Below are 25,764 nucleotides of genomic sequence, written 5' to 3'. Positions count from 1 at the left end.
GCCGCCTATTGCTCCCAATAGGGCACGGGTCCGTAGAGATCGGCGAGATAGTCGATGAAGAGGCGCACCTTGGCCGGCAGGAACTGCCGGCTCGGATAGACCGCCGAAAGCGAGACGTTGCGCGAGCCCTCATAGGCCGGCAGCACCTGCGCGAGTTTGCCCGCCTTCAGTTCCGGTCCGACGTCCCAGGTGGAGCGCAGCGCGATGCCGAGGCCGGAGATGACCGCCTCGCGGATCACCTCGCTGGAATTGGTGACGAGCATGCCGTCCGGCCGGAGGTTCAGTGCGCCGTGCGGCCCTTCCAGCCGCCAGGCGTCGTAATTGTGCGCCGGCAGGCAGCGGTGCTGCTTCAGGTCGTCGATCGTCTGCGGCATGCCATGCTCGGCGATGTAGCCGGGCGAGGCGCAGAGGATGCGCCGCACCGGCGCCAGCCGCCGGGCGACCAGCGAGGAGTCGCTGAGGTCGGCGATGCGGATCGCCAGATCGAAGCCGCCGCCGACGATGTCGGTGAATTCGTCCGAGAGCACGAGGTGCACCGCAAGCTCCGGATGGGCGTCCATGAACGCCTTGAGGTGCGGTGCGATGTGCAGGCGTCCGAAGGATGTGGGCGCGGAAATTTTCAGGGTGCCGCGCACCTCCGACGATCTGCCGGAGGCATAGGCCTCGGCATCCTCGATCCCGGCGAGCACCGCCACGATGCGTTCGTAGAAGCCCTGACCGGCCTCGGTGAGCGAGATCTGCCGTGTGGTCCGTTGCAGAAGCCGGGTGCCCAGCCGGTCTTCCAGCCGCTTGATACGCTTGGAAACCACTGCCGGCGACAGGCCGAGCGCCCGCGCCGCGGTCGACATGCTGCCGGTGGCGATGACGCGGGAGAAAACCTCGAGATCCCCGAGATTGGTCATGCGATCTCCATTCTTTCCAATTTTGTCATAAGTCCATAGCATTTGCATGCGTTTGAACAAAGTGGTAAAGAAAAAATACCAGTTGAAGCCGCGGGCGCGGCGGTGTATGCCGGTCGTACCGTGCGAGGGAAGGACCATGACGGAAGCCATCAAGTTTCTTGAGCCCGATGCCGCGATCCTTGCCCGGCGCAAGGAGATCGTCGACGACCTTGCCGAACTGGTCCCGCCCGAGCGCCTGGTGCACGAGCCGGTCGAGCTCGTCCCCTTCGAGACGGACGGTTTCCTTGCCTATCGCCGGCGACCGCTCGCCGTCGTATTGCCGGAAACCACCGCACAGGTCGCGGCGGTAATGAAATACTGCCATCGCTACGGCATCCCGGTCGTTCCGCGCGGAGCGGGGACCTCGCTTTCGGGCGGTGCCATTCCGCAGGAAGATGCGGTGGTGCTCGGCCTTTCGGCGATGTCGCGCATCCTCGACATCGACTATGCGAACCGCACCGCGACCGTTCAGGCGGGCGTCACCAATCTTTCGATCTCCGACGCCGTCGGCGCCGACGGCTTCTTCTATGCGCCAGATCCGAGCTCACAGCTCGCCTGCACGATCGGCGGCAATATCGGCATGAATTCCGGCGGCGCCCATTGCCTGAAATACGGCGTCACCACCAACAACCTGCTCGGCGTGAAACTGGTTCTGGTCGACGGCACCGTCGTCGAACTCGGCGGCAAGGCGCTGGATACGGCGGGCTACGATCTTCTCGGCGTCGTCTGCGGTTCGGAAGGCCAGCTCGGGATCGTCACCGAAGCTACGGTGCGGCTGATCGCCAAGCCGGAAGGCGCGCGTCCGGTTCTCTTCGGCTTTGACAGCGCTGAGGCCGCTGGCTCCTGTGTCGCCGACGTCATCGGTGCGGGGATCGTCCCGGTTGCCATCGAGTTCATGGACAAGCCGGCAATCGAGATTTGCGAGGCCTTCGCCCATGCCGGCTATCCGCTCGACGTCGAGGCCTTGCTGATCGTCGAGGTCGAGGGATCGGAGGCCGAGATGGAGGCGATGCTCGCCTCGATCGTCGAGATCGCCCGCCGACACGGCGTCCGGACGGTGCGCGAGAGCCAGTCGGCGCTGGAAGCGGCGCTGATCTGGAAGGGCCGCAAGTCGGCCTTCGGCGCGACCGGCCGCATCGCCGACTATATCTGCATGGACGGCACGGTGCCGCTCGGGCAACTCGCCTACGTGCTCAGAAAAACCTCCGAAATCATCGATCGCTACGGCCTGAGGGTCGCCAACGTCTTCCACGCCGGCGACGGCAACATGCATCCGCTGATCCTCTACAACATCAACGATCCCGAAGACGCCGCCCGCGCCGAGGCGGCGGGCATGGAGATCCTGAAACTCTGCGTCGACGCCGGCGGCTGCCTGACGGGCGAGCACGGTGTCGGGATCGAGAAGCGCGACCTGATGCGCCACCAGTATTCCGATGTCGACCTCGCCCAGCAGATGGCGGTCCGCGCCGCCTTCGATCCGGCCTGGATCCTCAATCCGTCGAAGGTCTTTCCGCTGGAGGGACGGGAATGATGGCGTCTCAGTTGACTCCCGCGACAGAAACCGAAGCCGCCGAGATCATTCGCGACCATGCCGAGCGGGCGGCGCCGCTGGAGATCAGGGGCGGGGGAACGCGCGCCGGTTTCGGCAACGCCGTGCAGGCCGCCGCGACGCTCTCGTCTTCCGGGCTTTCCGGTATCCTCACCTACAATCCGGCGGAAATGGTGATGACGGCACGCGCCGGCACGTCCGTCGCCGAGATCGAGGCGGCTCTCGACGCCAACGGACAGGCGATGGCCTTCGAGCCGCCGGACCATCGGCCGATCATGGGAACAACAGGCGAGCCGACGATCGGCGGCCTCTTCGCCGTCAATGCGTCCGGCCCTCGCCGCATCACCGCGGGTGCTGCGCGCGACAGCCTGCTCGGCGTGCGCTTCGTCAACGGCCACGGCGAGATCGTCAAGGCCGGCGGCCGGGTGATGAAGAACGTGACGGGTCTCGATCTCGTCAAGCTGATGGCGGGTTCCCACGGCACGCTCGGTCTCCTGACGGAGGTCACCTTCAAGGTCCTGCCGCGGCCGAAGACGGCGGCGACGATCGTGCTTTCCGGACTCGATGACGAGGCGGCCACGCATGCGATGGCGGCGGCGATGGCGCTGCCGGTGGAGGTCTCGGGCGCCGCCCACTTGCCGGAAAGCGTGAAGTCGCGCTTCCTCTCGGGCGGCCTGCCCGAGGGCCCGGCGACCGTCCTGCGTGTGGAAGGCCTGGAGGCCTCCGTCGCTGTTCGAGTGGAAAAGCTCGCAGCTGCCATGCAACGCTTCGCCTCGACGACTCGCCTCGGACCGGAGGAGACGGCGGTGCTGTGGCGCGAGATCCGTGACGTAAAGCCCTATGCCGACGGCACGATGCGGCCTCTCTGGCGCGTCTCGGTCGCGCCGTCGCAGGGCGAGAAACTTGTCGCGGCACTGCGGCTCGCGACAGGCGTCGATGCCTTCTACGACTGGCAGGGCGGGCTTGTCTGGATGCGGATGGAGGCGGACCCGGAGGCGGAGATCCTGCGGCGCTACATCCGGGCGCTCGGCGGCGGCCATGCGACCCTGGTGCGGGCCTCCGGCGCAGTACGCGCCTCCGTTGCGGCGTTCGAGCCGCAGGAGCCGGCGCTGGCCTTGCTTTCCCAACGGGTTAAGGCAAAATTCGACCCTGTGGGGATCTTGAATCCCGGCCGCATGACGACAGGAGAACCTGCATGACCGAGCCGACCTCCCAGATGCCACAGACGCCGCCACCGCCGCCGACCCGCCGGACCGACAACTGGATGGACCCCGGCAAGCTCAACGTCCAGATCATCTATGTCCTCTATCTCGCGAGCTTCGTGATCGGCATCACCGCCGTGGTCGGCGTGGTCTTCGCCTATCTCAACCGCGGCAAGTCCGAGCCGTGGCTCGAAACCCACTACACCTGGGCGATCCGCACCTTCTGGATTGGCATCCTCTATGTCGCCATCTCCGTTGTGCTGACGCTCGCCCTTGTCGGCGTGATCCTGGCGATTGCCACCGCCGTCTGGGTGATCGTTCGCTGCGTGATCGGGCTGCAGCGGGTGAGCAACGACCAGCCGATCGAGAAGCCCGAGAGCTGGCTGATCTGACCGGGGCATATCCCGACTAACGAAGGAGGAAGGGGCGCGGTCTCTTCCCCTGTGCGCTGGAGTTTCGAGTTTGCAGACCAATTTCACTGCCGAGCAACTGGCCGATCCGCGTGTCGCGGAAGCCGAGCAGATCCTGCGCAAATGCGTGCATTGCGGCTTCTGCACGGCGACGTGTCCGACTTATGTGACGCTCGGCAACGAACTCGACAGTCCGCGCGGGCGCATCTACCTCATCAAGGACATGCTGGAGAATGGCCGGCCGGCCGACGAGCAGATCGTCCGCCACATCGATCGCTGCCTCTCCTGCCTCGCCTGCACGACGACCTGCCCCTCGGGTGTCGACTACATGCATCTCGTCGACCATGCCCGAATCCACATCGAAAAGACCTACCGGCGCCCGCTGATGAACCGCCTGACCCGCGGCGTGCTGGCCATGGTCCTGCCTTATCCGGCACGCTTCCGCTTCGCGCTGACGCTTGCCCGAATCGGGCGGCCATTCGCCGGTCTCCTGAAGCGGGTCCCCCAGCTGAAGCCCTTCGGCGCGATGCTCGAGCTTGCCCCGCGCGCGCTGCCGGCAAAGGCGGCCTCGCCGGCGCCGGGCGAACCTGCCGCCAGTGAGCCGAAGCGCGGTCGCGTCGCGATCCTGGCGGGCTGTGCCCAGCCGGTGCTCGATCCCGGCATCAACGAGGCGACGGTCCGGTTGCTGACGCGTCTCGGTGTCGAGGTGGTCGTGCCGGAGGGCGAGGGCTGTTGCGGGGCGCTGGTGCACCACATGGGCCGCGAGGAACAGGCGCTCGACTTCGCTCGTCGCAACGTCGATGCCTGGACACGCGAGATCGAAAGAGGCGGTCTCGATGCGATCATCATCACCGCCTCCGGCTGCGGCACGACGATCAAGGATTACGGTCACATGCTGCGGCTCGACCCGGCCTATGCGGAGAAGGCCGCACGCGTCTCGGCGCTTGCGAAGGACGTGACGGAATATCTTTCGACGCTCGAACTCCCCCGGCTCGAAGCGAAGGGCATGGTCGTCGCCTATCACTCGGCCTGCTCGCTACAGCACGGCCAGAAGGTGACGATGGCGCCCAAGACCTTGCTGGCGAATGCCGGTTTCACCGTGCGCGAACCGGCGGAAGGTCACCTCTGCTGCGGTTCGGCCGGCACCTACAATATCCTGCAGTCGGAGATTTCCGAGAAGCTCAAGGCGCGCAAGGTGAAGAATCTGGCCGCGACGAAACCGCAGGTAATCGCCGCCGGCAATATCGGCTGCATGACCCAGATCGGGTCTGGAACCGAGCTGCCGGTGGTCCACACCATCGAACTTCTCGACTGGGCCTACGGTGGCGAGCGTCCTCGAAAATTAGCCAAACTCTAAGGATGTTCGGCTAAACTCGCCTCTCTGGCCGGGATGGCTTTCCGGTTTCGGGGAGGTTCGGCAATGTGCACCAGAATGGCGATCACTCTTGTCGCGGCACTTACGGGCTCGTGCGAGGCGCTCGCTGCCCAGCGCATCTACTGCGTTGCCGATGACGCAAACCTGAAGATGTCGCTCGAAAGCGGCTTCAGCGCTGAAAAGCAGGGCGCTCTCGATCGCTTTCGCGGTGTCCTGACACTCAAGGATTCGAAGGTTCCTGGCCTCGTGGAGACGATGCGGCTTACCTCGGCGATGCTGAAACAGCATTCGATGGACGGCAGCAAACTGCGCCTGCAGGTTTATACGGAATCACAGAGTGGCCCCTTCGCCACCCTCGAACTGACTGTCGATACTGCCGTCGCGGCAGACGACAAGACCCGCTTCCACGGCGGTTATACCGTCAGGATACAGACCGGCACTGACGGCACCCGCCGCGAGCTGAAGACTGCCCTCGCGCGCGACGGGCGCGTCATCTGCGAATTGAAGTAGCCGACGCTGCCTGCCGGATGCGTCGGCCTCGACGAGCTCACCAGCGGAAGGTGATGCCGGCGTTGACCGCGTTGGTCATGATGTTGGTCTTGAGCGTCGCGCCGCTGTCGATGTCGGCGTCGACCCAGGAATAGTTGCCCTTGTATTCGACGAAGGCCTGCCAGCGGTCGGCGATGTCATAGGCGACGCCCGCCTGCGCCTGGATCGTCGCGCCGCCGAGCTGGTACTCGGAGGTGGTCCCCGACGCGCGGGTCACTTCGACATGCGGAATGTTCACGCCGGCCCCGGCGCCCACGTAAGGAGTGAACCGGGTGCCTTCGATCGGAAACCGGTAGAGGGCGTTGAGCGTCAGGAGGTTGAGGCCGTCGGTGAACTCGAAATGGCTCCAGCCTGAATCAGCGAGCGTTTCGTCGTCGGCATAGACCTTGGCGTGGCTGAAATCGAGCGAAACGCCGAGATTCGGCTGGCCGATCTCTTCCATCCACCACGTGCCGCGGACGCCGTAGTAGGGCGGCATGGCGAAGGACTTACCTTCCCATCCGGCGGTGAAATCCGGTTCATCGGAGACTTCGACATCGCTGTGCGGCGCCGACTGGACGCCGCCATAGACGGAGATCGCCATTTCGGCGCGGGCGGCGGAGGTGAAAAGCAGGAGTGCGGCAATGGCCGCGGACGAAGACAGGCAGGCGATTTTTTTCGACATGGGGCAACCTGGTTCTGCTGTTTGAGCTCGGCTGCATATTAGGGGGTGTCAAGGACCAAGTCTGTTCCTATTTTGCATCACTGGCGGCTGGAATGTTGTGTCCTATAAAGAACTCTCCGGTTCGGAGGGCGCCGGACATCACATTTCCGTGTCCGGTGTGTCTGGAAAAGGAAAAGGGCGCGCGATTTCTCGCGCACCCTCTGGAAATGGACCGGTTCCGGCCGAATCAGCTCAGCCGCCGAGGATCGTCCGCAGGAGGTCGATGCCGCGATCCTCGAAGCTCACCTTGCCCTGTCGGTTGCCGGGGCCGACGACGATGACCTTGGTGCCGATCGAGGCACGCTCGTAGAGGTGCTCGACGTCCTTGTTCATCATGCGGATGCAGCCCGACGACATGTTGAGCCCGATCGTCCACGGCTGGTTCGTGCCGTGGATGCGGAAGATAGTGTCGCGGCCGCCCTTGAAGAGATACATGGCGCGCGCGCCGAGCGGATTGTCGATGCCGCCTTCCTGAACGACCGGCAGCATGTGACCCTTGGCAGCTTCGCGGGCGCGCATCTGCGCCGGCGGGCGCCAGCTCGGCCATTCTTCCTTGCGACCGATCTTCACGACGCCCGACCAGCCGAAGCCTTCGCGGCCGACGCCGACGCCGTAACGGGTCGCGCGGTTGCCGCCCTCGACGTAGTAGAGGAACTTGTTGTTGGTATCGATGATGATCGTGCCGGGCTTCTCGTCGGTGACGAGACGGACGACGCGGCGGCGGAACTTTTCCGCCGGCTGCTTCGGCTTCTGTGCGACGAGCGTCACGTCGTTCGTGACCGTGGCAGGCCGTGCTGCTGCAGCCTGGAAGGCGTCGGCCTCGACCGGTGCCAGCATGCCCGTCGCAGCGATCGCGGCTGCGGCAAGCATGGACAAGTATTTCGACATGGTGGACTTCCCCCGTAAATTATACCGGGAAAGAGCCTTAGCCGACTCGCTTGCGGATTCAAGTCCAAAGCGGTCGGCGAAGGCGGAAATGGTGCGGGATACTGCGAAGAACTTCGCGTTTTTGTCCAAAATGGTCAGATGACGACGACCGTCGCGCCGACATTCACCCGTTCGTAGAGATCGACGACGTCTTCGTTGCGCATGCGGATACAGCCCGAAGAAACGGCGTTGCCGATCGTCCACGGCGCGTTGGTGCCGTGGATGCGGTAGAGCGTCGAACCGAGATACATGGCGCGGGCGCCGAGCGGATTGGCCGGGCCGCCTTCCATGTGGGCGGGAATGAAGTGACCCTTCGCGGCCTCGCGGGTGATCATTTCCTGCGGCGGGTTCCAGGCGGGCCACTCGGCCTTGCGGGTGATCTTGTGCTTGCCGGCCCATTCGAAGCCTGGCTTGCCGACGCCGACGCCGTAGCGGCGCGCCTTGCCGTCGCCGAGCACGAGATAGAGGAAGCGGTTGTTGGTGTCGATGACGATGGTGCCGGCGGGTTCGGCGGTCTGGTAGTCGACCATTTGCGGCAGGTAGATCGGATTGAAGTCCTTCGGCGCTGGATTGTTCAGTCGCACCGCGACCGGCTGCGGCGCGACTGTGGCCGGCTGGTCGAAGCTTCGCCGGATCTGCCGGCGCGGAGCAGGGGCGACCGGCTGCGGGCGCGGCGCATAGACGACCGGACGGACGGCGCCGCCGAGCTGCATCACCCAAGGGGCGGTGAGGTCGGAGCTGACGACGACCGGCGGACGGCTGCGGTAACGGTCGCTGGCGTGGGCGTCGAGGGCGAAGGGCAGGACGAGGCTCGTGGCGAGCAGGAGGGTTTTCTTGATCATCGGGCGGACTCGCTACAATTAACACCGAGAACTGAAGAAGGGCCGTCCTCCGGCCCCGGATCGCCGCACGGTGCCATCGGGCCTCCGCAGAATTGGTAAATCGCCGTCCATGAAAATGCGGCCCTTTCGATAAACCTTTCGTCAGGGTTAGCGGCCGGTTTTGAAAACCGGTGAACAAATGGTAAACATCGCGCCACTGTCAGGGAGAATCATTGCGATGGACGGAACGGGACTGATCACCGGCGACGACGGGCTCGTGCGCTGCTTCTGGCATGGCAATCTGGAGGACTACCGCCGCTACCACGACGACGAGTGGGGAAATCCCGTTTCCGACGACCGTCGCCTTTTCGAGAAGATCTGCCTGGAAGGTTTCCAGTCCGGGCTCTCCTGGCTCACCATCCTGCGCAAGCGCGAGAATTTCCGCGCCGCCTTTGCCGGCTTCGATTTCGAAAAGGTCGCGCAATTCGGCGACGACGACATTGCCCGGCTGCTTGCCGACGCCGGCATCGTGCGTCATCGCGGCAAGATCGTCTCGACGATCAACAACGCCGCCCGTGCGATCGACCTGAAGGCGGAGTTCGGCTCGCTCGCCCGCTATTTCTGGAGCTTCGAACCGACACCCGAAGAACGCCCGGCACGGATGGACTACGCCACGCTCCGGGCGAACCCGACTTCGCCGACGTCGGTGCGGCTCTCGAAAGACCTGCGCAAGCGCGGCTGGACCTTCGTCGGCCCGACGACCGTCTATGCCTTCATGCAGGCGATGGGCCTGGTCAATGACCATATCGAGGGGTGTGTCTGCCGCGGCAAGGTCGAGGCGATGCGCGAGGCCTTCGCCCGCCCGCGCTGACGGCTCACTGCAGGCTTGCGAGCAGGTCCGGCAGTTCGCCGAGATGGGCGATCTCGCGAAAGCGCGGCGCCTCGAGCGGCTTTTCCACCTGCTCCAGCACCCAGGTCAGTTCGTGCGGCACGAAGACGCCCCAGGCGCCGGCGGCGATTGCCGGCACCACGTCGGATTTCAGCGAATTGCCGACCATCATCGCCCGGTTCGGACTGTCGCCGTTGCGCGAGAAGACGCGGCGATATGTGGTCGCCGTCTTGTCGGAGACGATCTCCACGGCATCGAAGAGTTCTCCGAGGCCGGACTGCGCGAGCTTGCGCTCCTGGTCGAAGAGGTCGCCCTTGGTGACGAGGATCAGGTAGTAGTCGCCCGCGAGCCTTTCCAGCGTGTGGCGTGCGTGCGGCAGCGTCTCGACTGGATGGCTGAGCAATTCCCGCCCGATCCGGAGGATGTCATCGATTACCCGCGCGGGCGCGCAGCAGTCGGTGACTTCGAGCGCCGTCTCGATCATCGACAGCGTGAAGCCTTTGATGCCGAAGCCGTAATAGGCGAGATTGCGCTTCTCCGCCTCCAGCAGCCGTCCGGAAATCTGCTCGGGTTCGGCAAAATCGGCAAGCAGTGCGGTGAAGTGCTCTTCGGTCAGCCGGTAATACTGTTCGTTCTCCCAGAGCGTGTCGTCGGCATCGAAGCCGATGGTGGCGAGAGGTCGCAGGGTCATCGTCGTCAGTCCGCCGCATGAGATCGATCGGTCGCGAAGTTTAGTCCTCGCCTGTGGCAAAGCAATGGTCTCGCGCTGAGAAGGTCACAACGCAATCAGTTGACCGCGAGAAGCGCAAGCAGAACCAGGCTGAGGACACAGAGCGCAAGAAGTGAGGCGGTCGCAGCGAGGATAACCCTGCCGCCGGAGCGGGCGACGGAACGCACGTCGACGGTCAGCCCCAGCCCGGCCATGGCGACGGTGGTGAGCAGGTCCGACACGTCGGCGATCGGCCCGAGGAGAACGGCCGGGATCGCGCCGGCCGAACGCAGCGCCATCATTGCGGCAAAGCCCGCGATAAACCAGGGCGCGACGTGGCGGAGGGAAACCCTGCCACCCGCGCCGTTCCCCAGGGCTCCGAGCGCCAGCAGCACCGGTCCGAGCATCAGCACGCGGATCAGTTTGACCACCGTACCGGCATGGGTGCTGACGAGACCGGCCGAGGCGGTCGCCGCCAGCACCTGCGGCACGGCATAGACGGTGAGGCCGGCGAAGATGCCGAATTGCAGGTCGTTGAGTTGCGCCGCAGCGTGCAGCGCCGGCATCAGGAGAACGGCTCCGACACCGAGTACTGCGGTGAAAGCAATCGCCGCGGCGACATCGTCGGCCTCCGCCGCGATCACGGGGGCGGCGGCCGCAATCGCCGAATTGCCACAGATCGAGTTGCCGCAGGCCACGAGCGTGGCGAGTTTCGGGGCAAGCCCGAGCGCCCGTCCGATCCCGTAGCTGACGCCAAGCGAGAGCACCACGACGGCGGCGATCCCGGCGACCAACAGAACGCCGGCCGCACCGATCTCGGCGACGCTGACCGAGGCGCCGAGCAGCACCACGGCCACTTCGAGCAGGATCTTGGCGCTGAAGGCGATGCCGGTATCGAAGGCGGGCGGGATACGGACGGACGAGCGCAAGCCCGTGCCGAGCAGGATGGCGAGCACCAGGCTCTCGATCCAGTGCCCGCCGGAAAGCGCGACCTCGATATGTTCGAAGAGGATGGCGAGGCCGGAAACGAGAACCGAAAGGGCGATGCCCGGCAGGAGGCGGGCAGGTTGGGAAAGCGGGAGCATGGCGACCGAGGGAGAGTGGATGACTGGCCGCAACTTGCTCTGGCAAACCGTCGACTTCCATCGAATAGTCTCTTATGTTTCGTTCGGAAAATCAGAACGAAAGAAGCCATGACCTTCGAACAGCTTTCCATCTTCGTCGCGGTCGCCGAACGCGAGCACCTGACCCGCGCCGCGGAAGCCCTGAGGCTGACGCCGTCGGCCGTCAGCGCCGCGATCCGCAATCTCGAGGCTTTCTATCGTGTCGCTCTGTTCCACCGGGTCGGACGGCGGATCGAACTCACCGAAGAGGGGCGGCAGTTCCTGGAGGAGGCCCGCGCGGTGTTGCGCCGCGTGCGCTCCGCCGAACAGACGCTTGCCGAACTCGGCGGCCTCATGCGCGGCACGCTCGTCGTCGAGGCGAGCCAGACGGTCGCGAGCTACTGGCTGCCGCCGGTGCTGATGCGCTTTCATCACGCCCACCCCGGCGTGAGCCTCAAGTTCACCCTCGGCAACACGACATCGGTCACCGCGGCGGTGCTGGAAGGCAGGGCCGATATCGGCTTCGTCGAGGGCGTGGTCGATGAGCCGGCGCTCACTGTCGCGCGCCTCATCGACGATGCGATCCTTGTCGTTACGGCGCCAGACCACCCCTGGGCGGACGGCAGGCCGCTCACGCCGCGGGATCTGGTGGACGGTTCCGACTGGGTGATGCGGGAGGCGGGCTCCGGCACCCGTGCGGCCTTCGAAGCGGCGATCGCCGCACGCGGCGTCGACCCGGCGGACCTGAAAGTGGTGCTGGAGCTGCCCTCCAACGAGGCGGTGCTGTCGGCCGTCCGTACCGGCGGCAGTGCGACCGTCGTCGCCGGGGTTGCTGCGCGGTGCTTTGTCGATGCGGCGCGGCTCGCGCGGGCGAATTTCACGCTGCCGCCGCGCGCCTTTTCCGTCCTCCGCCACAAGGAGCGTCGCGTGAGCCGGGCGGCCGATGCGCTCGAAAGGCTCGCCCGCGAGGCCGCCGCTTCGCCGGCCGCGGAATAACGCCAGCCTCCCGGGCGTTCCGTCAGACGGCGATCACCTCGTGGACGATGCGGTAGTCGCGGCTTTCTTCGCCGAGCGGCGCGACCGGCCATTGCCAGCGTGCCTTCGGTTCCGGTGCGGAAACGCCATGGAGGAGGTCGGCGGTTTCGTGGAGGTGACCCGTGCGGTCGATCACCGAGAAGGTGATGTCGGTGATGAGGCAGGTCCGGCAGGGGAGCTGGGCGAGCCCGTCGATATGGGCGCGGATGAGGCGGGAGAGGGCGTCCTCGGGCATCGACCCGGCCGGCTCGGTAGCGAGCCGCCGCTTCACGCCGCGGCCGATCTGCGACAGGAGGTTCGCCGAAACGACGAGATCGAGATAGGGCACCTGCCGCAAAAAGGCGAGCGGCTCCGGTTCTTCACCCGCGGCGAGCTGGTCGTAGCCGGAAAGATCGCGCTCGATCAGCCGCACGTTGCGGCGGCGTGCGAGCGCCAGGCCGAAACGGACGCTCGCCAGGTGTACGAGGTCGACGAGGACGACGGTATCGAACGTAGCCGCAAGCGTATTGATCGGCAGGTCGCGCAACAGGCCGGAGCCGAGGACCACCGCGGTGCGGCGCTGGCGCAAATCCTTCGCCGCATCGAGAATGAAGGCGCGGGTATTCTCCTCGTGCGGCGCCCAGTCCGAGGCGCAGCGCCGCGCCCGCGCCCAGAGCCGCACCGAGGAGTTGATCTCGCTTCCGTGCCGCCGGTCGGAGAGAGCGTAGGTCGCGGCAAAATTCAGCGCTTCGGCGAGCATCAGGCGAGCGAAAGCGTCGCCGGCGCCAGCGCCACGTGCAGCTCGTGCGGTGCATCCGGAAGGCCGGGGGCATAGCCGAAGTCGAGCTTGAATTCGGTGGTGCGGAGACGCCGGCGGTCGGCATGGGCATAGAGCATGGAAAAGCCCTTATAGATTTCGGCGAGCGGGCCGTTGTGCACGAGCCGGAGATAGCGCTGCGACGGCACGACGAGCCTCGTCATGCCTTCGGGCACTTCCGTCGCCGTGGCGGCCATGAAACCGACGAGTTCGCGGTAGACGCCGTCTCCGCTGCCGGTCGAGACCTCGAGGAAGGCCGTCGCTCCGGTGTCGGCGTCGAAGAGGCGGTTCCAGGCGTCCGGCACCACCCGCGAAAGATCCTCGAAGCGTCCTTCCACGGCAATTCCGATAACGACGAGTTCCGGCAGTTCGACAAGCTCGATCATGGCGGCCTCCTGAGCTGTTGCTGGCGATCGATGGTCCCGCGGAGCGGGGTGCAAGTCGGGGCGAAGCTATTGCGGTGCCTCAAGCCGGTCAAGCGCCGCGGAGAGGTCGCGAGGATCATTCTGCTTGCCGGTTTTTGCCCAATCCGTTAGAGCAGGCCCAGCCAAGACCCGCAATCGCCGGATATGCCCATCATGAACGAAAAGCCCAGGAAACCGCAGAAGCTGAAGGCCCGCCTGCCGCGTGGCTTCGTCGACCGCGAGGCCGCCGACATCCGCGCCGTCAACGAGATGGTGGGCAAGATCCGCGAGGTCTACGAGCGCTACGGTTTCGATCCGGTCGAGACGCCGCTCTTCGAATATACCGATGCGCTGGGCAAGTTCCTGCCCGATGCCGACCGTCCGAACGAGGGTGTCTTCTCCCTGCAGGACGACGACGACCAGTGGATGAGCCTGCGCTATGACCTGACGGCGCCGCTCGCCCGCCACGTCGCTGAGAATTTCCAGGAAATCCAGCTTCCCTACCGCACCTATCGCGCCGGCTACGTCTTCCGCAACGAGAAGCCGGGCCCGGGCCGCTTCCGCCAGTTCATGCAGTTCGACGCCGACACCGTCGGCGCGCCGGGCGTGCAGGCGGACGCCGAAATGTGCATGATGATGGCCGACACGCTGGAAGCCCTCGGCATCAAGCGTGGCGACTATGTGATCCGGGTGAACAACCGCAAGGTTCTGGACGGGGTCATGGAAGCCATCGGACTTGGCGGCGATGAGAATGCCGGACGGCGGCTGACGGTGCTTCGTGCGATTGACAAACTCGACAAGTTTGGTCCGGAAGGTGTGCGCCTCTTGCTAGGTGCAGGCCGTAAGGATGAGAGCGGTGATTTCACCAAGGGTGCGGGTCTGTCCGACATGGACACCTACAAGGTATTAAATTTTCTATCGCGTGGTGCAGTGCTTGTAGCACCAGGCTCCCCAGACAGTGCTTTTGTTAACGGTGGTGCGCGACAAGCTTCGCTGTCAGAACCGCAGAATATGGCTGGCGTCGTAAAAGGCATTTCGTACGATGTCGATGAAACGGCGGTGGGAGCGGATGGGGTTGCCGAGCTTGCGCTGATGGCAGAATTGTTTGAAGCTGCTGGTTACAATGACGGTCGAATTCGCATTGACGCATCCTGTGTCCGCGGTCTCGAATACTACACCGGCCCGGTCTACGAAGCCGAGCTCACCTTCGACGTCACCAACGAGAAGGGCGAGAAGGTCGTCTTCGGCTCGGTCGGCGGCGGCGGGCGCTATGATGGTCTCGTCTCGCGCTTCATGGGCCAGCCGGTGCCGGCGACGGGCTTTTCGATCGGCGTGTCGCGCTTGATGACGGCCTTGAAGAACCTCGGCAAGCTCGGCGACGACGAGGTGGTCGCGCCGGTTCTCGTCACCGTCATGGACGGCGATGTCGAGAGCATGGGCCGCTACCAGCGCTTCACGCAGGATCTCCGCAATGCCGGAATCCGCGCCGAAATGTACCAGGGCAACTGGAAGAAGTTCGGCAACCAGCTGAAATATGCCGACCGCCGCGGCGCCCCTATTGCCATCATCCAGGGCGGCGACGAGCGGGCGCAAGGCGTCGTGCAGATCAAGGACCTGATCGAGGGCAAGCGCCTCTCCGGCGAGATCACCGACAATGCCGAATGGCGCGAGGCCCGCGTGGCGCAGGATGTCGTGCCGGAAGCCGACCTCGTCGCCAAGGTCCGGGAAATCCTCGAGGCCCAGGCGGAGGACCGCCGGCGGGCGAAGGGTATCTGATGGCTGTGCGTGCCGATTTTCCCCTCCCCAACCCTCCCCACAAGGGGGAGGGGGCTGGTCGGCGCGTGCCGTTGGCCTCGGGGATGACCTCCCCGCCGAGCCGGGCCGGGGGAGCAGGCATCTTCCCAGAGTCCTCTCCCCCCTTGTGGGGGAGATGGGCGGCAGCCCAGAGGGGGTCTTTTTCCTCTACTGTGGGAGCGAGCCCATGCCCCTGATCAACATGCCGGACTTCGCCGCCGACATCCTTGACGAGTTCGCCGGCCGCGGCACGGTGCGGGTCGACACGCCGGTCATCCAGCCGGCCGAGCCCTTTCTCGACATGGCCGGCGAGGACCTTCGCCGGCGTATCTTCCTGACCGAGAACGAGCGGGGCACGAGCCTCTGCCTCCGGCCGGAATTCACCATTCCCGTCTGTCTCCGCCACATCGAGACGGCGACCGGCACGCCGAAGCGCTATGCCTATCTCGGCGAAGTCTTCCGCCAGCGCCGCGAGGGCGGCAACGAATTCTACCAGGCCGGCATCGAAGACCTCGGCGATACCGCGATCGCTCGCGCCGATGCCCGTGCGATCGGCGATGCCTGGGGCGTGCTCGCCCGCCTTCTGCCGCAGCGAGGCCTTGCGGTCGTGCTCGGTGACCAGGCGGTGTTCGAGGCGGTGGTCAAGGCGCTCGGCCTGCCCGGTGGCTGGCAGAAGCGGCTGATCCACGCCTTCGGCAACAGCGAGCAGATCGAGCAGCTGTTGCGCAAGCTTGCGAGCCCCAACCATGTGCAGGGTCTCGATCCCGTGGTCGCGGACCTTGTGGCGAACGGCGACGAGGCGGCACTGATCGCCCATATCGACACCACCATGCAGGCGACCGGCTATTCCACCAATGCCAGCCGCTCGCCGGTCGAGATCGCCGCGCGGCTCAACGAGAAGCTGGCGCTCGCCGAGACGCGGCTCGACGTCGCCGCACTGCTGCTGCTGCGTGAATTCCTGTCGCTCGAACTGCCGCTTTCGGAGGCCTCCGGCGCGCTCGCCGGTTTCGCCGATGCGGCGGGGTTGTCGCTCGGGCCGGCGCTGTCGCGCTTCGACGAACGGGTCGCCTCGCTTGCTGACGCCGGGCTCGACCTGACGAAGATCACCTACCGCGCCGCCTTCGGGCGCCCGCTCGACTACTATACCGGCCTCGTCTTCGAGATCGCCGCCGAGGGTTCGCCGGCCGTGCTCGCCGGCGGCGGTCGCTTCGACCGGCTGCTGACGCTGCTCGGTGCGGAAAGCCATATCCCGGCCGTCGGCTTCTCGCTGTGGCTCGACCGGATCGAGGCGGCGAGGGTTTCCAAATGACAATCACCATCGCACTCCCCTCCAAGGGCCGGATGAAGGACGACGCCTCGGCGATCTTCGAGAAGGCCGGCATGAAGATCGTCGCCGTCGGCAACGACCGGTCCTATCGCGGCCGTGTCGAAGGCTTGGACGACGTCGAGATCGCCTTCCTCTCGGCCTCGGAGATTTCCCGCGAGATCGGCGCCGGAACCGTCGACTTCGGCATCACCGGCGAGGACTTGATCCGCGAGGGTCTGGCGGAAGCCGACAAGCGCGTCGAGATCTGCGCCCGCTTGGGCTTCGGCCATGCCGATGTCGTCGTCGCCGTGCCTGAAATCTGGCTCGACGTCGACAGCATGGCCGACCTCGGAGACGTCGCCGCCGATTTTCGCACCCGCCACGGCCGGCGGCTCACCATCGCGACGAAATACTGGCGGCTGACGCAGCAGTTCTTCTCGAGCCAGCACGGCATCCAGCTCTACCGCATCGTCGAAAGCCTCGGCGCGACGGAAGGGGCTCCCGCCGCCGGCCAGGCCGATATCATCGTCGACATCACCTCGACGGGTTCGACGCTGCGCGCCAACCACCTGAAGATCCTCTCCGACGGCGTGATCCTGAAATCCGAGGCTTGTCTCGTCCGCGCCAGAAAGCCGGAACACGAGCGCAATCCCCGGCTCGGCGAGATCGTTTCGGCGGTCCGCGCCGCGCTCGGCTGATCGTCTTCGGCCAGTCAAACTACAAAGAACCCGCCGGATCGCTCCGGCGGGTTCTCGTCGTTCGGGGCAGGGTGCTTGACGTATCAGGCGATCGCGTAGGCGCCGCGGCGGGCGTCGAGCGAGTAGGCGCCCGGGCCGAAGGTGGCGAGCACGATGTAGGCACCTGCAAGCGTGATGTTCTTCATCATCATGATCTGGTTGAGGACCGTCAGCCAGCCGTTGGCGGCGGCCGGGAAATCCGGAACGTTGATCGCCGAGCCGTGGAAGACGACGCCGGTGAAGACGCAGAAGGCGGCGAGCAGCCAGCCGGCGATCCGGGTCTGGTAGCCGACGAGGACGGCAAGGCCGGCGACGAATTCGAAAGCGCCGGCGAGATAGGCGAGCGCGGTGGCAGCAGGCAGGCCGGCCCCGGTGATCATGCCGGCCGTGGCGCTCGGATCGGCGAGCTTGCCGAAGCCGGAATAGATGAAGATGAAGGACAAGAGAACGCGGCCGAGAAGGATGGCCAGGTTGTTGGCGTTTGACATGGAAGGCTCCTGTTGGCGAGTGCCTGCATGCAGGCGGTCAATAACGATTTCGCAAACGTTCTCTCATGCCTCCACTGTTACGAATAGATGCACAATTCTTGACTGTTCGTTCAAGAATAGAAAACAACCAAAGCCACGGCCGGTCGCCGCTTCCCTCCTCAGGCGTAGGCGATGGAGGGCAGCGCCGGTGCCAGCCGGAACCGCGGGAACATGAAGACACCGCAGATGCTGCCCGCGACGCCGCCTTCGAGCCCCTTCGTCTCGGCGATGCAGAAAACCGGCTGCCGGTATTCCCGCTCGGAGACGATCGTTGTCGAATAGCAGAAACTCGAGGACGCGGTCGCCGCCTGCTCGAAGAGGTCGAGCACGAGCGCCCGGTCGTGGGCGTCGTAGCAGCGCGTCATGTTGAGAAGACCGCATTCCGGGCCGTCGAGGCCATGGAGAAGCGTCGCACATTCTCCGAGCCGGATGATCCCGTTGGCCAAGTCTCCCGTCCAGGATTCCGAAACGGTGAACCGCGACAGGTCGTGGGCATCGTCGCCGTCTGCCGGCAAGGGCCGCATGGGATGTGCAGCGAGGGTGGTTCTGGCAATCTTAAACAAGGCATTCCCCAAGGTCGAAGCCGATAGCGGATAGCCGTTCTCGGATTCAGTTTCGGTCGGTGTGGTTTAAGCTACGCGTCGGTCGGGACCGGCAGATCACCGCACCCGTCCATGGCACCAGAACGGAGACGTCCGGAACTAATGCGTCCGGCGAATCCGTGGTGTATATTATCTCTTTCTTAATGGCAGGCAATATCGAAACCGGAGCCGCGTACCCCACTCCGCTCGGCGCAGGTTCTCCGGGGAATCTGTCCAAAGGTGAACAGTAAAGCCGAAGTAGGGAAGCGGCGAAACTGTCCCGTGATGAGACAGTTCTTACCAAAGCGATATAAATTTTGCAGAATGTCCGCAAATGGAATCTTCAATCTCAGCGCCCCCCGGGTGACTTTTTTGCGGACAAACATCAAAAGAGGCGAGAAGGGCGCGCGCTTGGGCGGGGCACTTCTTCAAGCAAAACCGGTCGGGAGGGTGAGGGGGAGGTGCTTCACCCGGTCGCCAAAGGCTCGTTGAGCCCGTCCCGGCGGTGATTCGCCAAACGCAAAAGGGCGACCCGAAGGCCGCCCTTTCGTCAATCCCGATGAGGGGATGGATCACATCATGTCCATGCCGCCTCTTCAGGCCGCTTGACGGCCTGAAGCACTTTTGGTGATGGGCGGCTTTATGGACGCTGATTGTAATCGGCTATGCCGATCACATCATGTCCATGCCGCCCATGCCGCCCATGCCGCCCGGCATGCCGGCCGGAGCATCCTTCTTCGGCAGTTCGGCGATCATGGCTTCGGTGGTGACCAGCAGACCGGCAACCGAGGCTGCGTCCTGCAGGGCGGTACGAACGACCTTGACCGGGTCGACGATACCCATGGCGATCATGTCGCCATATTCGCCGGTCTGGGCGTTGTAGCCGTAGTTGTCGTTGTCCTTTTCGAGGATCTTGCCGACCACGATGGAGGCTTCGTCACCGGCGTTCTCGGCGATCTGGCGGGCCGGAGCCTGCAGAGCGCGGCGAACGATGCTGATGCCGGCTTCCTGGTCCTGGTTGACACCCTTGACCGTGATCTTCGCGGACGAACGCAGCAGAGCCACGCCACCGCCGGGCACGATGCCTTCCTGAACAGCAGCGCGCGTCGCGTTGAGCGCGTCGTCGATGCGGTCCTTCTTTTCCTTCACTTCGACTTCCGTCGAGCCGCCGACGCGGATGACGGCAACGCCGCCAGCGAGCTTGGCAAGGCGTTCCTGCAGCTTCTCGCGGTCGTAGTCGGAGGTGGTTTCCTCGATCTGGGCCTTGATCTGGCCGACGCGGCCTTCGATGTCGGACTTCTGGCCGGCACCGTCGACGATCGTGGTGTTTTCCTTGGAGATCGAAACCTTCTTGGCGCGGCCGAGCATGTCGAGGGTGACGTTCTCGAGCTTGATGCCGAGGTCTTCGGAAATGACCGTACCGCCGGTGAGGATCGCGATGTCTTCGAGCATGGCCTTGCGGCGATCGCCGAAGCCCGGAGCCTTGACGGCAGCAATCTTCAGGCCGCCACGCAGCTTGTTGACGACGAGGGTGGCGAGAGCTTCGCCTTCGACGTCTTCAGCGATGATGACGAGCGGCTTGCCGGTCTGGACGACGGCTTCGAGAACCGGGAGCATCGCCTGGAGGTTCGAGAGCTTCTTCTCGTGCAGGAGAATGTAAGCGTCTTCGAGGTCGGCGATCATCTTTTCCGGATTGGTGACGAAGTAGGGCGACAGGTAGCCGCGGTCGAACTGCATGCCTTCGACGACTTCGAGTTCGGTTTCGGCGGTCTTGGCTTCTTCGACCGTGATCACGCCTTCATTGCCGACCTTCTGCATTGCTTCGGCAATGTCGAGACCGATCTGGCGTTCGCCGTTGGCGGAAATGGTACCGACCTGGGCGACTTCTTCGGAGGTGTTGATCTTCTTGGCCTTGGCCTGGAGATCCTTTACGACTTCGGCGACGGCGAGGTCGATGCCGCGCTTCAGATCCATCGGGTTCATGCCGGCGGCAACGGCCTTGGCGCCTTCGCGAACGATGGCCTGGGCGAGAACGGTTGCCGTGGTGGTGCCGTCACCGGCGATGTCGTTGGTCTTCGAAGCGACTTCGCGGACCATCTGGGCGCCCATGTTCTCGAACTTGTCTTCGAGTTCGATTTCCTTGGCGACCGAAACGCCGTCCTTGGTGATGCGCGGAGCGCCGAAGGACTTGTCGATGATGACGTTGCGGCCCTTCGGACCGAGGGTAACCTTCACTGCATCGGCGAGGATGTCGACGCCGCGCAGCATCTTTTCGCGCGCAGTACGGCCGAACTTGATTTCTTTAGCTGCCATTTTCAAAACTCCCGGGCATCAGCCCACTGGTGATTTGTTTATGTTCTGGGAAGGGAATCGGCCGATCAGCCGATGATGCCCATGATGTCGGCTTCCTTCATGATGAGAAGGTCTACGCCGTCGAGCTTGACTTCGGTGCCGGACCACTTGCCGAACAGGACGCGATCGCCGACCTTGACGTCGAGCGCAACGACCTTGCCGTGTTCGTCGCGGGCGCCGGGGCCGACGGCGACGATTTCGCCTTCAGCGGGCTTTTCCTTGGCGGTGTCGGGAATGATGATCCCGCCCTTGGTCTTTTCTTCGGATTCCACGCGGCGAACGACGACGCGGTCATGAAGCGGACGGAATTTGGTGTTTGCCATTGTCTAATCCCTCGATCAAATGACATCAACGGACGGGAACCGCCCGTATCGATATGATTAGCACTCGCATTTGGTGAGTGCTAGCGCGATCGATTTAGGGAGCGCGCCGAGGGGAGTCAAGAACCGCGTCGAAAAAAGCGGCTTGGCTTCGGAAAAAGCTTTCTGAACCAGTTAATAGGCAAGGGTCAGCCGGGCGGGGAGCCCGGCCTTTTCCTGTAAGGTCAGATGGCGAGCGCGGCATAGGTGCCGAACTCGGCGACGATGCCGCGCTCGGCCATGAAGGCCTTCGGGTCGAAGTCGATCGCACCGTAGAACTCGGTGACCTTCGCCTTGGCGTCGGCAAGTGCCTTCTGGCTTTCCCACTCGACGATGGTGACGACGTGCACGGTCTCGCCGCCGTCGGCAATCGCCACCTTGTTGTAGAGGCAGCCGGGCAGGGTGTCGAAATAGCCGTGCACGATGGCCAGTCGATCCTCGAGTGCGAGGCGATGATCCGCGGGGCAGGTCATGCGGTCGACGCGGAAAATCGAAGTGCGGCTCTTGGTCAGGGTCATGACGTTCATTTTTTCAGGTCCTGAATATTGTTTTGCTGACAACGTGGGAGGATCGGACCTCAACCAATGTTGAGGTCAATAGGGTCGCTCGATTTTTCGGATGAACGTACATTGCCCATATCGCAGAATGGCTTAGGGTCTGCCGGAACTCGTACCACTGCCGCGGTCGCGTCTTCGCAAAACTGTCGGAGAAGCATGATAGGGGCTCGCCGGGTTGGACGTGCACAGGGGAGGGAAAGGCTTGGAAGCCGCGACAGATTGGACGGAAACGCCGCGGCCGACATTTTCCGAGCTCGTCTCGGCCTTCGCGACGATCGGCGTCCTGAGCTTCGGCGGGCCTGCTGCACAGATCGGCCTTATGCACCGCATCGCCGTCGACGAGAAGCGGTGGATTTCCGAGGAGCGTTTCCTGCACGCACTGAACTATTGCATGCTGCTGCCGGGGCCTGAGGCGCAGCAGCTCGCGACCTATATCGGCTGGCTGCTGCACGGGGTTCGCGGCGGCATGGTCGCCGGCCTTCTCTTCGTGCTGCCGGGTCTTGCCGTGATCGTCGGCCTGTCGGCTGCCTACGCGCTCTATCAGGAAACGACCTGGCTCGCCGGCCTGTTCTTCGGCTTGAAGGCGGCCGTGCTGGCGATCGTCGTCGAGGCAGTCATCCGCATCGGCCGCCGGGCGTTGAAGAACCGCTTCCACCGCCTCGTCGCGCTCGTGGCTTTCCTCTCCCTTTTCCTGTTCTCAGTGCCGTTTCCGCTGGTGGTGTTGATCGCCGGTCTCGCTGGCTTCCTCGTCGCACGTGCCGGGCCGGCTGTTCCGGCGTCCATTACGGAAGCCCTCATGTCGGAGGAACGCCGTATGCCGGCCGGCGGATTTCTCTCGGGCCGAAGCCTGCTCGTGCTCCTGTTCTGGGTCGCGGTCTGGCAGGCGCCGCTTCTCCTGCTCTCGACCGGCGTCCTCGGCGGCGCTTTCTCCGACGTCTTCGCCTTCTTCTCGAAGATGGCGCTCGTCACCTTCGGCGGCGCCTATGCCGTGCTCGCCTATGTCGCGCAGGTGGCGGTCGGAACGCACCACTGGCTGAACCCCGGAGAAATGCTCGACGGACTGGCGCTCGCCGAGACGACGCCGGGGCCGCTGGTCCTCGTGCTCTCCTTCGTCGGCTTCCTCGCAGGCTATCGCGATCCCGGCATGGTCGGGGCCGTTCCGGGCGGGGTGCTCGGCGCGCTGCTCACCGCCTGGGCTACCTTCGTGCCGAGCTTCATCTGGATCTTCGCCGGTGCCCCCCATATCGAACGGCTGCGCGGCAACCGGCCGCTGACCGGAGCGCTTTCGGCGATCACCGCCGCCGTGGTGGGCGTCATCCTCAATCTCGCCGTCTGGTTCGCCCTGCACGTCCTTTTCGCCGAGGTGCGCCATTTCGTGTTCTGGCGAGGCTTCGGAGGAGAGGGGCTCGGCGGTGCGCCGGGCGCCTTCTCCGTTTCGATCAGCTTGCCGGATGTGACGACGCTTGATCCCGCAGCCTTCGCCATATCGCTTCTTTCGGCCATTCTCATCTTCCGCTTCAGGTTCGGCATCGGCCGGGTGCTTCTCGTGGCGGCCGCGCTCGGCCTCGCCCTGCGGTTCTTCATTTCCTGAGCGGCCTGCTTGAAGAACGGCCCAACCGGGCATATTTCCGCAAGCGGCTGCAAATCCCCTTGCCTTGCCGGCTCTCCTTTGCGATGTCAGCCGGGACCGTTTTCCATGACAGGACCGAGGAATGCCCGAACACATTTCCAGCTTGAGCGACGTCAGCGACCGTTACGACGTGATCCTCTGCGACGTCTGGGGCGTGCTGCACAACGGCGTCGATGCCTTTCCCTCGGCCTCGGAAGCGCTGACGGAGGCACGCGGCAAGGGCTTGTCCGTCGTGCTGATCACCAATTCCCCGCGTCCTTCGCCCGGTGTCATCAGCCAGTTGAAGACTATCGGCGTCGCCGATACGGCCTATGACCGGATCGTCACCTCCGGCGACGTGACCCGCAAGCTGATCGCCGAGGGTCCGTCGAAGGTGTTCTTCCTCGGCCCGGACCGCGATCTCTCGCTGCTGGACGGCCTGCACGTCGAGGCGGTCGCGCAGGACGCGGCGCAAGCGATCGTCTGCACCGGCTTCTTCGACGACGAGACCGAGGTGCCGGAAGACTATCACGACATGCTGACGGCCTTCTCCGCCCGTGGGATCCCGCTCATCTGCGCCAATCCGGACCTGATCGTCGAGCGCGGCGCGCGGATGATCCCGTGCGCCGGCGCGGTCGCCGCCTATTACGAGCAGCTCGGCGGCACGACGCGGATCGCCGGCAAGCCGCACCGCCCGATATACGAGGCCGCCCTTGCCGCCGCCCGCGAGCAGCGCGGCGCCGACTTCCCCGTTTCGCGGGTGCTGGCGATCGGCGACGGCCTGCCGACCGATGTGCGCGGCGCGCTCGATGCCGGGCTCGACCTTCTCTACGTGAGCGGCGGCATCCATGCGGGTGAATACACCGTCAGCGGCCGCACCGACGAGGCGATCCTGAAGGCCTATCTCGCCCGCGAGAAGGTGGCGCCGAAGTGGTGGCTGCAGAGGCTCGCCTGACGCGAGGGTAGTTCGCAGGGACAACGCATGACCGTCTTTCACCGCAACGAGAAGAAGAAGCCTCTGCCGGAACGGCTTAAAGGCGGCGTGATCGCCATCGGCAATTTCGACGGCGTGCATCGCGGGCACCAGAGCGTCTTGAGCCGCGCGCTCGAGCTGGCGAAGAGCCGCCACGTGCCGGCGCTGGTGCTGACTTTCGAGCCGCATCCGCGGACCGTCTTCAATCCGGAGAAGCCCGTCTTCCGGCTGACGCCCGCGCCGCTGCGCGCCCGTATCCTCGAAGCCATGGGCTTCCACTCGGTCATCGAGTATCCCTTCGACCGCGAGTTTTCCCAGCGCTCCGCCGACGATTTCGTGCACTCGATCCTGATTGGCTGGCTCGGCGCGAGCGAGGTCGTGACCGGCTTCGACTTCCACTTCGGCAGGGGCAGGGAAGGCGGCCCGGCCTTCCTGATGGAGGCGGGGCGGACGAACGGTTTCGGCGTCACCCTGATCGATGCCTTCCGTGACGAGAATGCCGAAGTCGTTTCATCGAGCCGCATCCGTGCGCGCCTCGGCGAGGGCGATGTCACCGAGGCAGCGGGCCTTCTCGGCTACCGCTACACCGTCGAGGCAGAGGTGATCGGCGGCCAGAAGCTCGGCCGCACGCTCGGCTATCCGACCGCCAACATGGCGCTGCCGCCGGAAACGGAACTGAAGCCCGGCATCTATGCCGTCCGCCTGCGCCGCGCTGACGGTTCGTTGCACGACGGCGTGGCGAGTTTCGGTTATCGGCCGACCGTCACGGAGGACGGCGCGCCGCTGCTCGAAACCTTCGTCTTCGATTTCTCCGCCGATCTCTATGGCGAGGTCTGCGCCGTCTCCTTCTTCGGGCGCCTGCGCGACGAACTGAAGTTCGCCGGTCTCGAACCGCTGGTCGCGCAGATCCGCCGCGACGAGGAGGAGGCGCGGGCGCTGCTTGCCGGCGTCCAGCCGATCAGCGCACTCGACCGCAGGATCGCGTTCTGAAATCGCTTCTTTTCCGCGCTTTGCCCGGAAGCCGCAAAAGCGTTTCCGCCTGAATGGCGGAAATATAAGGAAATTTCTATATCATGGCCGCCGCGGCCGATAGAGTCCGGTAATTCTCGCCGCCAGCCTCGCAGGACCGATTGCATGACCGAATTCACCCCCTTCCTCTCCTTTGCCGGAGGCCTGCTGATCGGCCTTGCTGCCGTGCTGCTGATGGCGTTCTGGGGGCGGATCGCCGGCATGTCGGCGATCGTCATCGGTGTCTTCCCGCCGCTTGCCGCCGACTGGGGCTGGCGGGCCGCCTTCCTTGCCGGTGCGATCGGTGCCCCGGCGCTCCTGCAGGCGACCGGTCATACGGTGAGCTTCTCGGCGCCGCTTTCGCTCACCACCCTCGTCGTCGGCGGCGTGGTCACGGGTCTCGGCGTCACCTTCGGCTCCGGCTGCACCTCCGGCCACGGCGTCTGCGGGCTGGCAAGGCTGTCGCCGCGCTCGATCGCCGCGACGATAAGCTTCATGGCCGCGGCCTTCGTCACCGTCTTCCTGCTCCGCCACGTATTCTGAGGATG

At 64.8% G+C, this 25,764-nt stretch carries 27 protein-coding genes; 14 read left to right on the top strand and 13 right to left on the bottom strand.

The window, feature by feature from the left end:
- Positions 1-5: 5 nt before the first annotated feature.
- A complete protein-coding gene (locus H4I97_RS13410; protein WP_182305167.1) occupies positions 6-902 on the bottom strand; it encodes a LysR family transcriptional regulator in 897 nt (298 codons plus the stop codon).
- 136 nt (positions 903-1,038) lie between these two features.
- On the opposite strand from H4I97_RS13410, the gene H4I97_RS13405 reads away from it, so the two are divergent.
- The 5 genes from H4I97_RS13405 (at position 1,039) to H4I97_RS13385 (ending at position 5,987) form a co-directional block, all read left to right on the top strand.
- Positions 1,039-2,472 (top strand): FAD-linked oxidase C-terminal domain-containing protein, encoded by a 1,434-nt coding sequence (locus H4I97_RS13405; protein WP_182305166.1) that lies wholly within the window; start codon positions 1,039-1,041, stop codon positions 2,470-2,472.
- Positions 2,472-3,689 (top strand): glycolate oxidase subunit GlcE, encoded by a 1,218-nt coding sequence (gene glcE, locus H4I97_RS13400; protein ID WP_182307647.1) that lies wholly within the window; start codon positions 2,472-2,474, stop codon positions 3,687-3,689. The genes H4I97_RS13405 and glcE overlap by 1 nt, the downstream gene beginning before the upstream one ends.
- A complete protein-coding gene (locus H4I97_RS13395) occupies positions 3,686-4,084 on the top strand; it encodes a DUF4870 family protein (protein WP_182305165.1) in 399 nt (132 codons plus the stop codon). The genes glcE and H4I97_RS13395 overlap by 4 nt, the downstream gene beginning before the upstream one ends.
- A 70-nt stretch (positions 4,085-4,154) precedes the next feature.
- Positions 4,155-5,459: a glycolate oxidase subunit GlcF gene (glcF, locus tag H4I97_RS13390; protein ID WP_182305164.1), complete on the top strand. Its 1,305-nt coding sequence runs from the start codon at positions 4,155-4,157 to the stop codon at positions 5,457-5,459.
- Between the two features lie 63 nt (positions 5,460-5,522).
- Positions 5,523-5,987 carry a hypothetical protein gene (locus H4I97_RS13385; RefSeq protein WP_182305163.1) on the top strand — a complete coding sequence of 155 codons (465 nt, stop codon included), beginning with the start codon at positions 5,523-5,525 and terminating at the stop codon, positions 5,985-5,987.
- A 37-nt stretch (positions 5,988-6,024) separates the two neighbouring features.
- On the opposite strand, the gene H4I97_RS13380 is transcribed toward H4I97_RS13385, so the two are convergent.
- The 3 genes from H4I97_RS13380 to H4I97_RS13370 form a co-directional block, all read right to left on the bottom strand.
- Positions 6,025-6,690, bottom strand: coding sequence for an outer membrane protein (locus tag H4I97_RS13380; protein ID WP_182305162.1), 666 nt, complete (start codon positions 6,688-6,690; stop codon positions 6,025-6,027).
- A gap of 231 nt (positions 6,691-6,921) precedes the next feature.
- Positions 6,922-7,617: a L,D-transpeptidase gene (locus H4I97_RS13375; protein WP_182305161.1), complete on the bottom strand. Its 696-nt coding sequence runs from the start codon at positions 7,615-7,617 to the stop codon at positions 6,922-6,924.
- 134 nt (positions 7,618-7,751) lie between these two features.
- Entirely contained in the window at positions 7,752-8,498 is a 747-nt protein-coding gene (locus tag H4I97_RS13370) for a L,D-transpeptidase (RefSeq protein ID WP_182305160.1), read from the bottom strand.
- Positions 8,499-8,715: 217 nt separating this feature from the next.
- Here H4I97_RS13370 and H4I97_RS13365 point away from each other — a divergent pair, with 217 nt between their 5' ends.
- Entirely contained in the window at positions 8,716-9,348 is a 633-nt protein-coding gene (locus H4I97_RS13365) for a DNA-3-methyladenine glycosylase I (protein WP_182305159.1), read from the top strand.
- A gap of 4 nt (positions 9,349-9,352) precedes the next feature.
- Here H4I97_RS13365 and H4I97_RS13360 read toward each other — a convergent pair whose 3' ends face one another.
- Both H4I97_RS13360 and H4I97_RS13355 read right to left on the bottom strand, forming a co-directional pair.
- Positions 9,353-10,057 (bottom strand): HAD family hydrolase, encoded by a 705-nt coding sequence (locus H4I97_RS13360; RefSeq protein ID WP_182305158.1) that lies wholly within the window; start codon positions 10,055-10,057, stop codon positions 9,353-9,355.
- A 95-nt stretch (positions 10,058-10,152) separates the two neighbouring features.
- Positions 10,153-11,160, bottom strand: coding sequence for a YeiH family protein (locus tag H4I97_RS13355; protein ID WP_182307646.1), 1,008 nt, complete (start codon positions 11,158-11,160; stop codon positions 10,153-10,155).
- A 108-nt stretch (positions 11,161-11,268) separates the two neighbouring features.
- Between H4I97_RS13355 and H4I97_RS13350 the strand changes: the two genes are divergently transcribed.
- On the top strand, positions 11,269-12,174 hold the full coding sequence (locus tag H4I97_RS13350; RefSeq protein ID WP_182305157.1) for a LysR family transcriptional regulator: 906 nt from the start codon (positions 11,269-11,271) through the stop codon (positions 12,172-12,174).
- A 22-nt stretch (positions 12,175-12,196) separates the two neighbouring features.
- On the opposite strand, the gene H4I97_RS13345 is transcribed toward H4I97_RS13350, so the two are convergent.
- Positions 12,197-12,952, bottom strand: coding sequence for a hypothetical protein (locus H4I97_RS13345; protein ID WP_182305156.1), 756 nt, complete (start codon positions 12,950-12,952; stop codon positions 12,197-12,199).
- A complete protein-coding gene (locus tag H4I97_RS13340) occupies positions 12,952-13,395 on the bottom strand; it encodes a GyrI-like domain-containing protein (RefSeq protein WP_182305155.1) in 444 nt (147 codons plus the stop codon). The genes H4I97_RS13345 and H4I97_RS13340 overlap by 1 nt, the downstream gene beginning before the upstream one ends.
- Before the next feature lie 192 nt (positions 13,396-13,587).
- Between H4I97_RS13340 and hisS the strand changes: the two genes are divergently transcribed.
- The 3 genes from hisS (at position 13,588) to hisG (ending at position 17,211) form a co-directional block, all read left to right on the top strand.
- Complete coding sequence (gene hisS, locus H4I97_RS13335; RefSeq protein ID WP_182305154.1) at positions 13,588-15,189, top strand: histidine--tRNA ligase; 1,602 nt, start codon at positions 13,588-13,590, stop codon at positions 15,187-15,189.
- Between the two features lie 205 nt (positions 15,190-15,394).
- Positions 15,395-16,516 carry an ATP phosphoribosyltransferase regulatory subunit gene (locus tag H4I97_RS13330; protein ID WP_182305153.1) on the top strand — a complete coding sequence of 374 codons (1,122 nt, stop codon included), beginning with the start codon at positions 15,395-15,397 and terminating at the stop codon, positions 16,514-16,516.
- Positions 16,513-17,211, top strand: a complete 699-nt coding sequence (gene hisG, locus H4I97_RS13325; protein WP_182305152.1) for an ATP phosphoribosyltransferase — start codon at positions 16,513-16,515, stop codon at positions 17,209-17,211. The genes H4I97_RS13330 and hisG overlap by 4 nt, the downstream gene beginning before the upstream one ends.
- A gap of 83 nt (positions 17,212-17,294) precedes the next feature.
- Here the strand turns inward: hisG and H4I97_RS13320 are convergent, their stop codons facing one another.
- The 5 genes from H4I97_RS13320 to H4I97_RS13300 all read right to left on the bottom strand — a co-directional run bounded on the left by H4I97_RS13320 (position 17,295) and on the right by H4I97_RS13300 (position 21,596).
- The gene (locus tag H4I97_RS13320) at positions 17,295-17,738 is read right to left on the bottom strand and encodes a DoxX family protein (RefSeq protein ID WP_129334455.1); all 444 of its coding nucleotides are present in this window, start codon (positions 17,736-17,738) and stop codon (positions 17,295-17,297) included.
- Positions 17,739-17,896: 158 nt separating this feature from the next.
- Entirely contained in the window at positions 17,897-18,340 is a 444-nt protein-coding gene (locus H4I97_RS13315; RefSeq protein WP_182305151.1) for a hypothetical protein, read from the bottom strand.
- Between the two features lie 690 nt (positions 18,341-19,030).
- Positions 19,031-20,671: a chaperonin GroEL gene (groL, locus tag H4I97_RS13310; RefSeq protein ID WP_182305150.1), complete on the bottom strand. Its 1,641-nt coding sequence runs from the start codon at positions 20,669-20,671 to the stop codon at positions 19,031-19,033.
- 65 nt (positions 20,672-20,736) lie between these two features.
- A complete protein-coding gene (groES, locus tag H4I97_RS13305) occupies positions 20,737-21,033 on the bottom strand; it encodes a co-chaperone GroES (RefSeq protein ID WP_148153134.1) in 297 nt (98 codons plus the stop codon).
- Positions 21,034-21,254: 221 nt separating this feature from the next.
- Positions 21,255-21,596, bottom strand: a complete 342-nt coding sequence (locus H4I97_RS13300) for a hypothetical protein (protein WP_182305149.1) — start codon at positions 21,594-21,596, stop codon at positions 21,255-21,257.
- A gap of 232 nt (positions 21,597-21,828) precedes the next feature.
- Between H4I97_RS13300 and chrA the strand changes: the two genes are divergently transcribed.
- From chrA to H4I97_RS13280, 4 genes are all read left to right on the top strand, one after another.
- Complete coding sequence (gene chrA, locus H4I97_RS13295; protein WP_182305148.1) at positions 21,829-23,217, top strand: chromate efflux transporter; 1,389 nt, start codon at positions 21,829-21,831, stop codon at positions 23,215-23,217.
- Positions 23,218-23,338: 121 nt separating this feature from the next.
- Positions 23,339-24,190: a TIGR01459 family HAD-type hydrolase gene (locus H4I97_RS13290; protein ID WP_182305147.1), complete on the top strand. Its 852-nt coding sequence runs from the start codon at positions 23,339-23,341 to the stop codon at positions 24,188-24,190.
- 27 nt (positions 24,191-24,217) lie between these two features.
- A complete protein-coding gene (locus tag H4I97_RS13285) occupies positions 24,218-25,198 on the top strand; it encodes a bifunctional riboflavin kinase/FAD synthetase (RefSeq protein ID WP_182305146.1) in 981 nt (326 codons plus the stop codon).
- Positions 25,199-25,342: 144 nt separating this feature from the next.
- Positions 25,343-25,759, top strand: a complete 417-nt coding sequence (locus H4I97_RS13280) for a YeeE/YedE family protein (RefSeq protein ID WP_182305145.1) — start codon at positions 25,343-25,345, stop codon at positions 25,757-25,759.
- Positions 25,760-25,764: the final 5 nt, after the last annotated feature.

The organism is Ciceribacter thiooxidans (assembly GCF_014126615.1).
GTDB classification, from domain to species: Bacteria; Pseudomonadota; Alphaproteobacteria; order Rhizobiales; family Rhizobiaceae; genus Allorhizobium; species Allorhizobium thiooxidans.
Note: the sequence above shows the minus strand (reverse complement) of the source record. Positions and strands in the feature narration are given on the sequence as shown.

Coding starts and splice junctions, on each gene's coding strand:
- H4I97_RS13410 (WP_182305167.1), bottom strand. CDS start 902: ATGACCAATCTCGGGGATCTCGAGGTTTTCTCCCGCGTCATCGCCACC.
- H4I97_RS13405 (WP_182305166.1), top strand. CDS start 1,039: ATGACGGAAGCCATCAAGTTTCTTGAGCCCGATGCCGCGATCCTTGCC.
- glcE (WP_182307647.1), top strand. CDS start 2,472: ATGGCGTCTCAGTTGACTCCCGCGACAGAAACCGAAGCCGCCGAGATC.
- H4I97_RS13395 (WP_182305165.1), top strand. CDS start 3,686: ATGACCGAGCCGACCTCCCAGATGCCACAGACGCCGCCACCGCCGCCG.
- H4I97_RS13385 (WP_182305163.1), top strand. CDS start 5,523: ATGTGCACCAGAATGGCGATCACTCTTGTCGCGGCACTTACGGGCTCG.
- H4I97_RS13380 (WP_182305162.1), bottom strand. CDS start 6,690: ATGTCGAAAAAAATCGCCTGCCTGTCTTCGTCCGCGGCCATTGCCGCA.
- H4I97_RS13375 (WP_182305161.1), bottom strand. CDS start 7,617: ATGTCGAAATACTTGTCCATGCTTGCCGCAGCCGCGATCGCTGCGACG.
- H4I97_RS13370 (WP_182305160.1), bottom strand. CDS start 8,498: ATGATCAAGAAAACCCTCCTGCTCGCCACGAGCCTCGTCCTGCCCTTC.
- H4I97_RS13365 (WP_182305159.1), top strand. CDS start 8,716: ATGGACGGAACGGGACTGATCACCGGCGACGACGGGCTCGTGCGCTGC.
- H4I97_RS13360 (WP_182305158.1), bottom strand. CDS start 10,057: ATGACCCTGCGACCTCTCGCCACCATCGGCTTCGATGCCGACGACACG.
- H4I97_RS13355 (WP_182307646.1), bottom strand. CDS start 11,160: ATGCTCCCGCTTTCCCAACCTGCCCGCCTCCTGCCGGGCATCGCCCTT.
- H4I97_RS13350 (WP_182305157.1), top strand. CDS start 11,269: ATGACCTTCGAACAGCTTTCCATCTTCGTCGCGGTCGCCGAACGCGAG.
- H4I97_RS13345 (WP_182305156.1), bottom strand. CDS start 12,952: ATGCTCGCCGAAGCGCTGAATTTTGCCGCGACCTACGCTCTCTCCGAC.
- H4I97_RS13340 (WP_182305155.1), bottom strand. CDS start 13,395: ATGATCGAGCTTGTCGAACTGCCGGAACTCGTCGTTATCGGAATTGCC.
- hisS (WP_182305154.1), top strand. CDS start 13,588: ATGAACGAAAAGCCCAGGAAACCGCAGAAGCTGAAGGCCCGCCTGCCG.
- H4I97_RS13330 (WP_182305153.1), top strand. CDS start 15,395: ATGCCCCTGATCAACATGCCGGACTTCGCCGCCGACATCCTTGACGAG.
- hisG (WP_182305152.1), top strand. CDS start 16,513: ATGACAATCACCATCGCACTCCCCTCCAAGGGCCGGATGAAGGACGAC.
- H4I97_RS13320 (WP_129334455.1), bottom strand. CDS start 17,738: ATGTCAAACGCCAACAACCTGGCCATCCTTCTCGGCCGCGTTCTCTTG.
- groL (WP_182305150.1), bottom strand. CDS start 20,671: ATGGCAGCTAAAGAAATCAAGTTCGGCCGTACTGCGCGCGAAAAGATG.
- groES (WP_148153134.1), bottom strand. CDS start 21,033: ATGGCAAACACCAAATTCCGTCCGCTTCATGACCGCGTCGTCGTTCGC.
- H4I97_RS13300 (WP_182305149.1), bottom strand. CDS start 21,596: ATGAACGTCATGACCCTGACCAAGAGCCGCACTTCGATTTTCCGCGTC.
- H4I97_RS13290 (WP_182305147.1), top strand. CDS start 23,339: ATGCCCGAACACATTTCCAGCTTGAGCGACGTCAGCGACCGTTACGAC.
- H4I97_RS13285 (WP_182305146.1), top strand. CDS start 24,218: ATGACCGTCTTTCACCGCAACGAGAAGAAGAAGCCTCTGCCGGAACGG.
- H4I97_RS13280 (WP_182305145.1), top strand. CDS start 25,343: ATGACCGAATTCACCCCCTTCCTCTCCTTTGCCGGAGGCCTGCTGATC.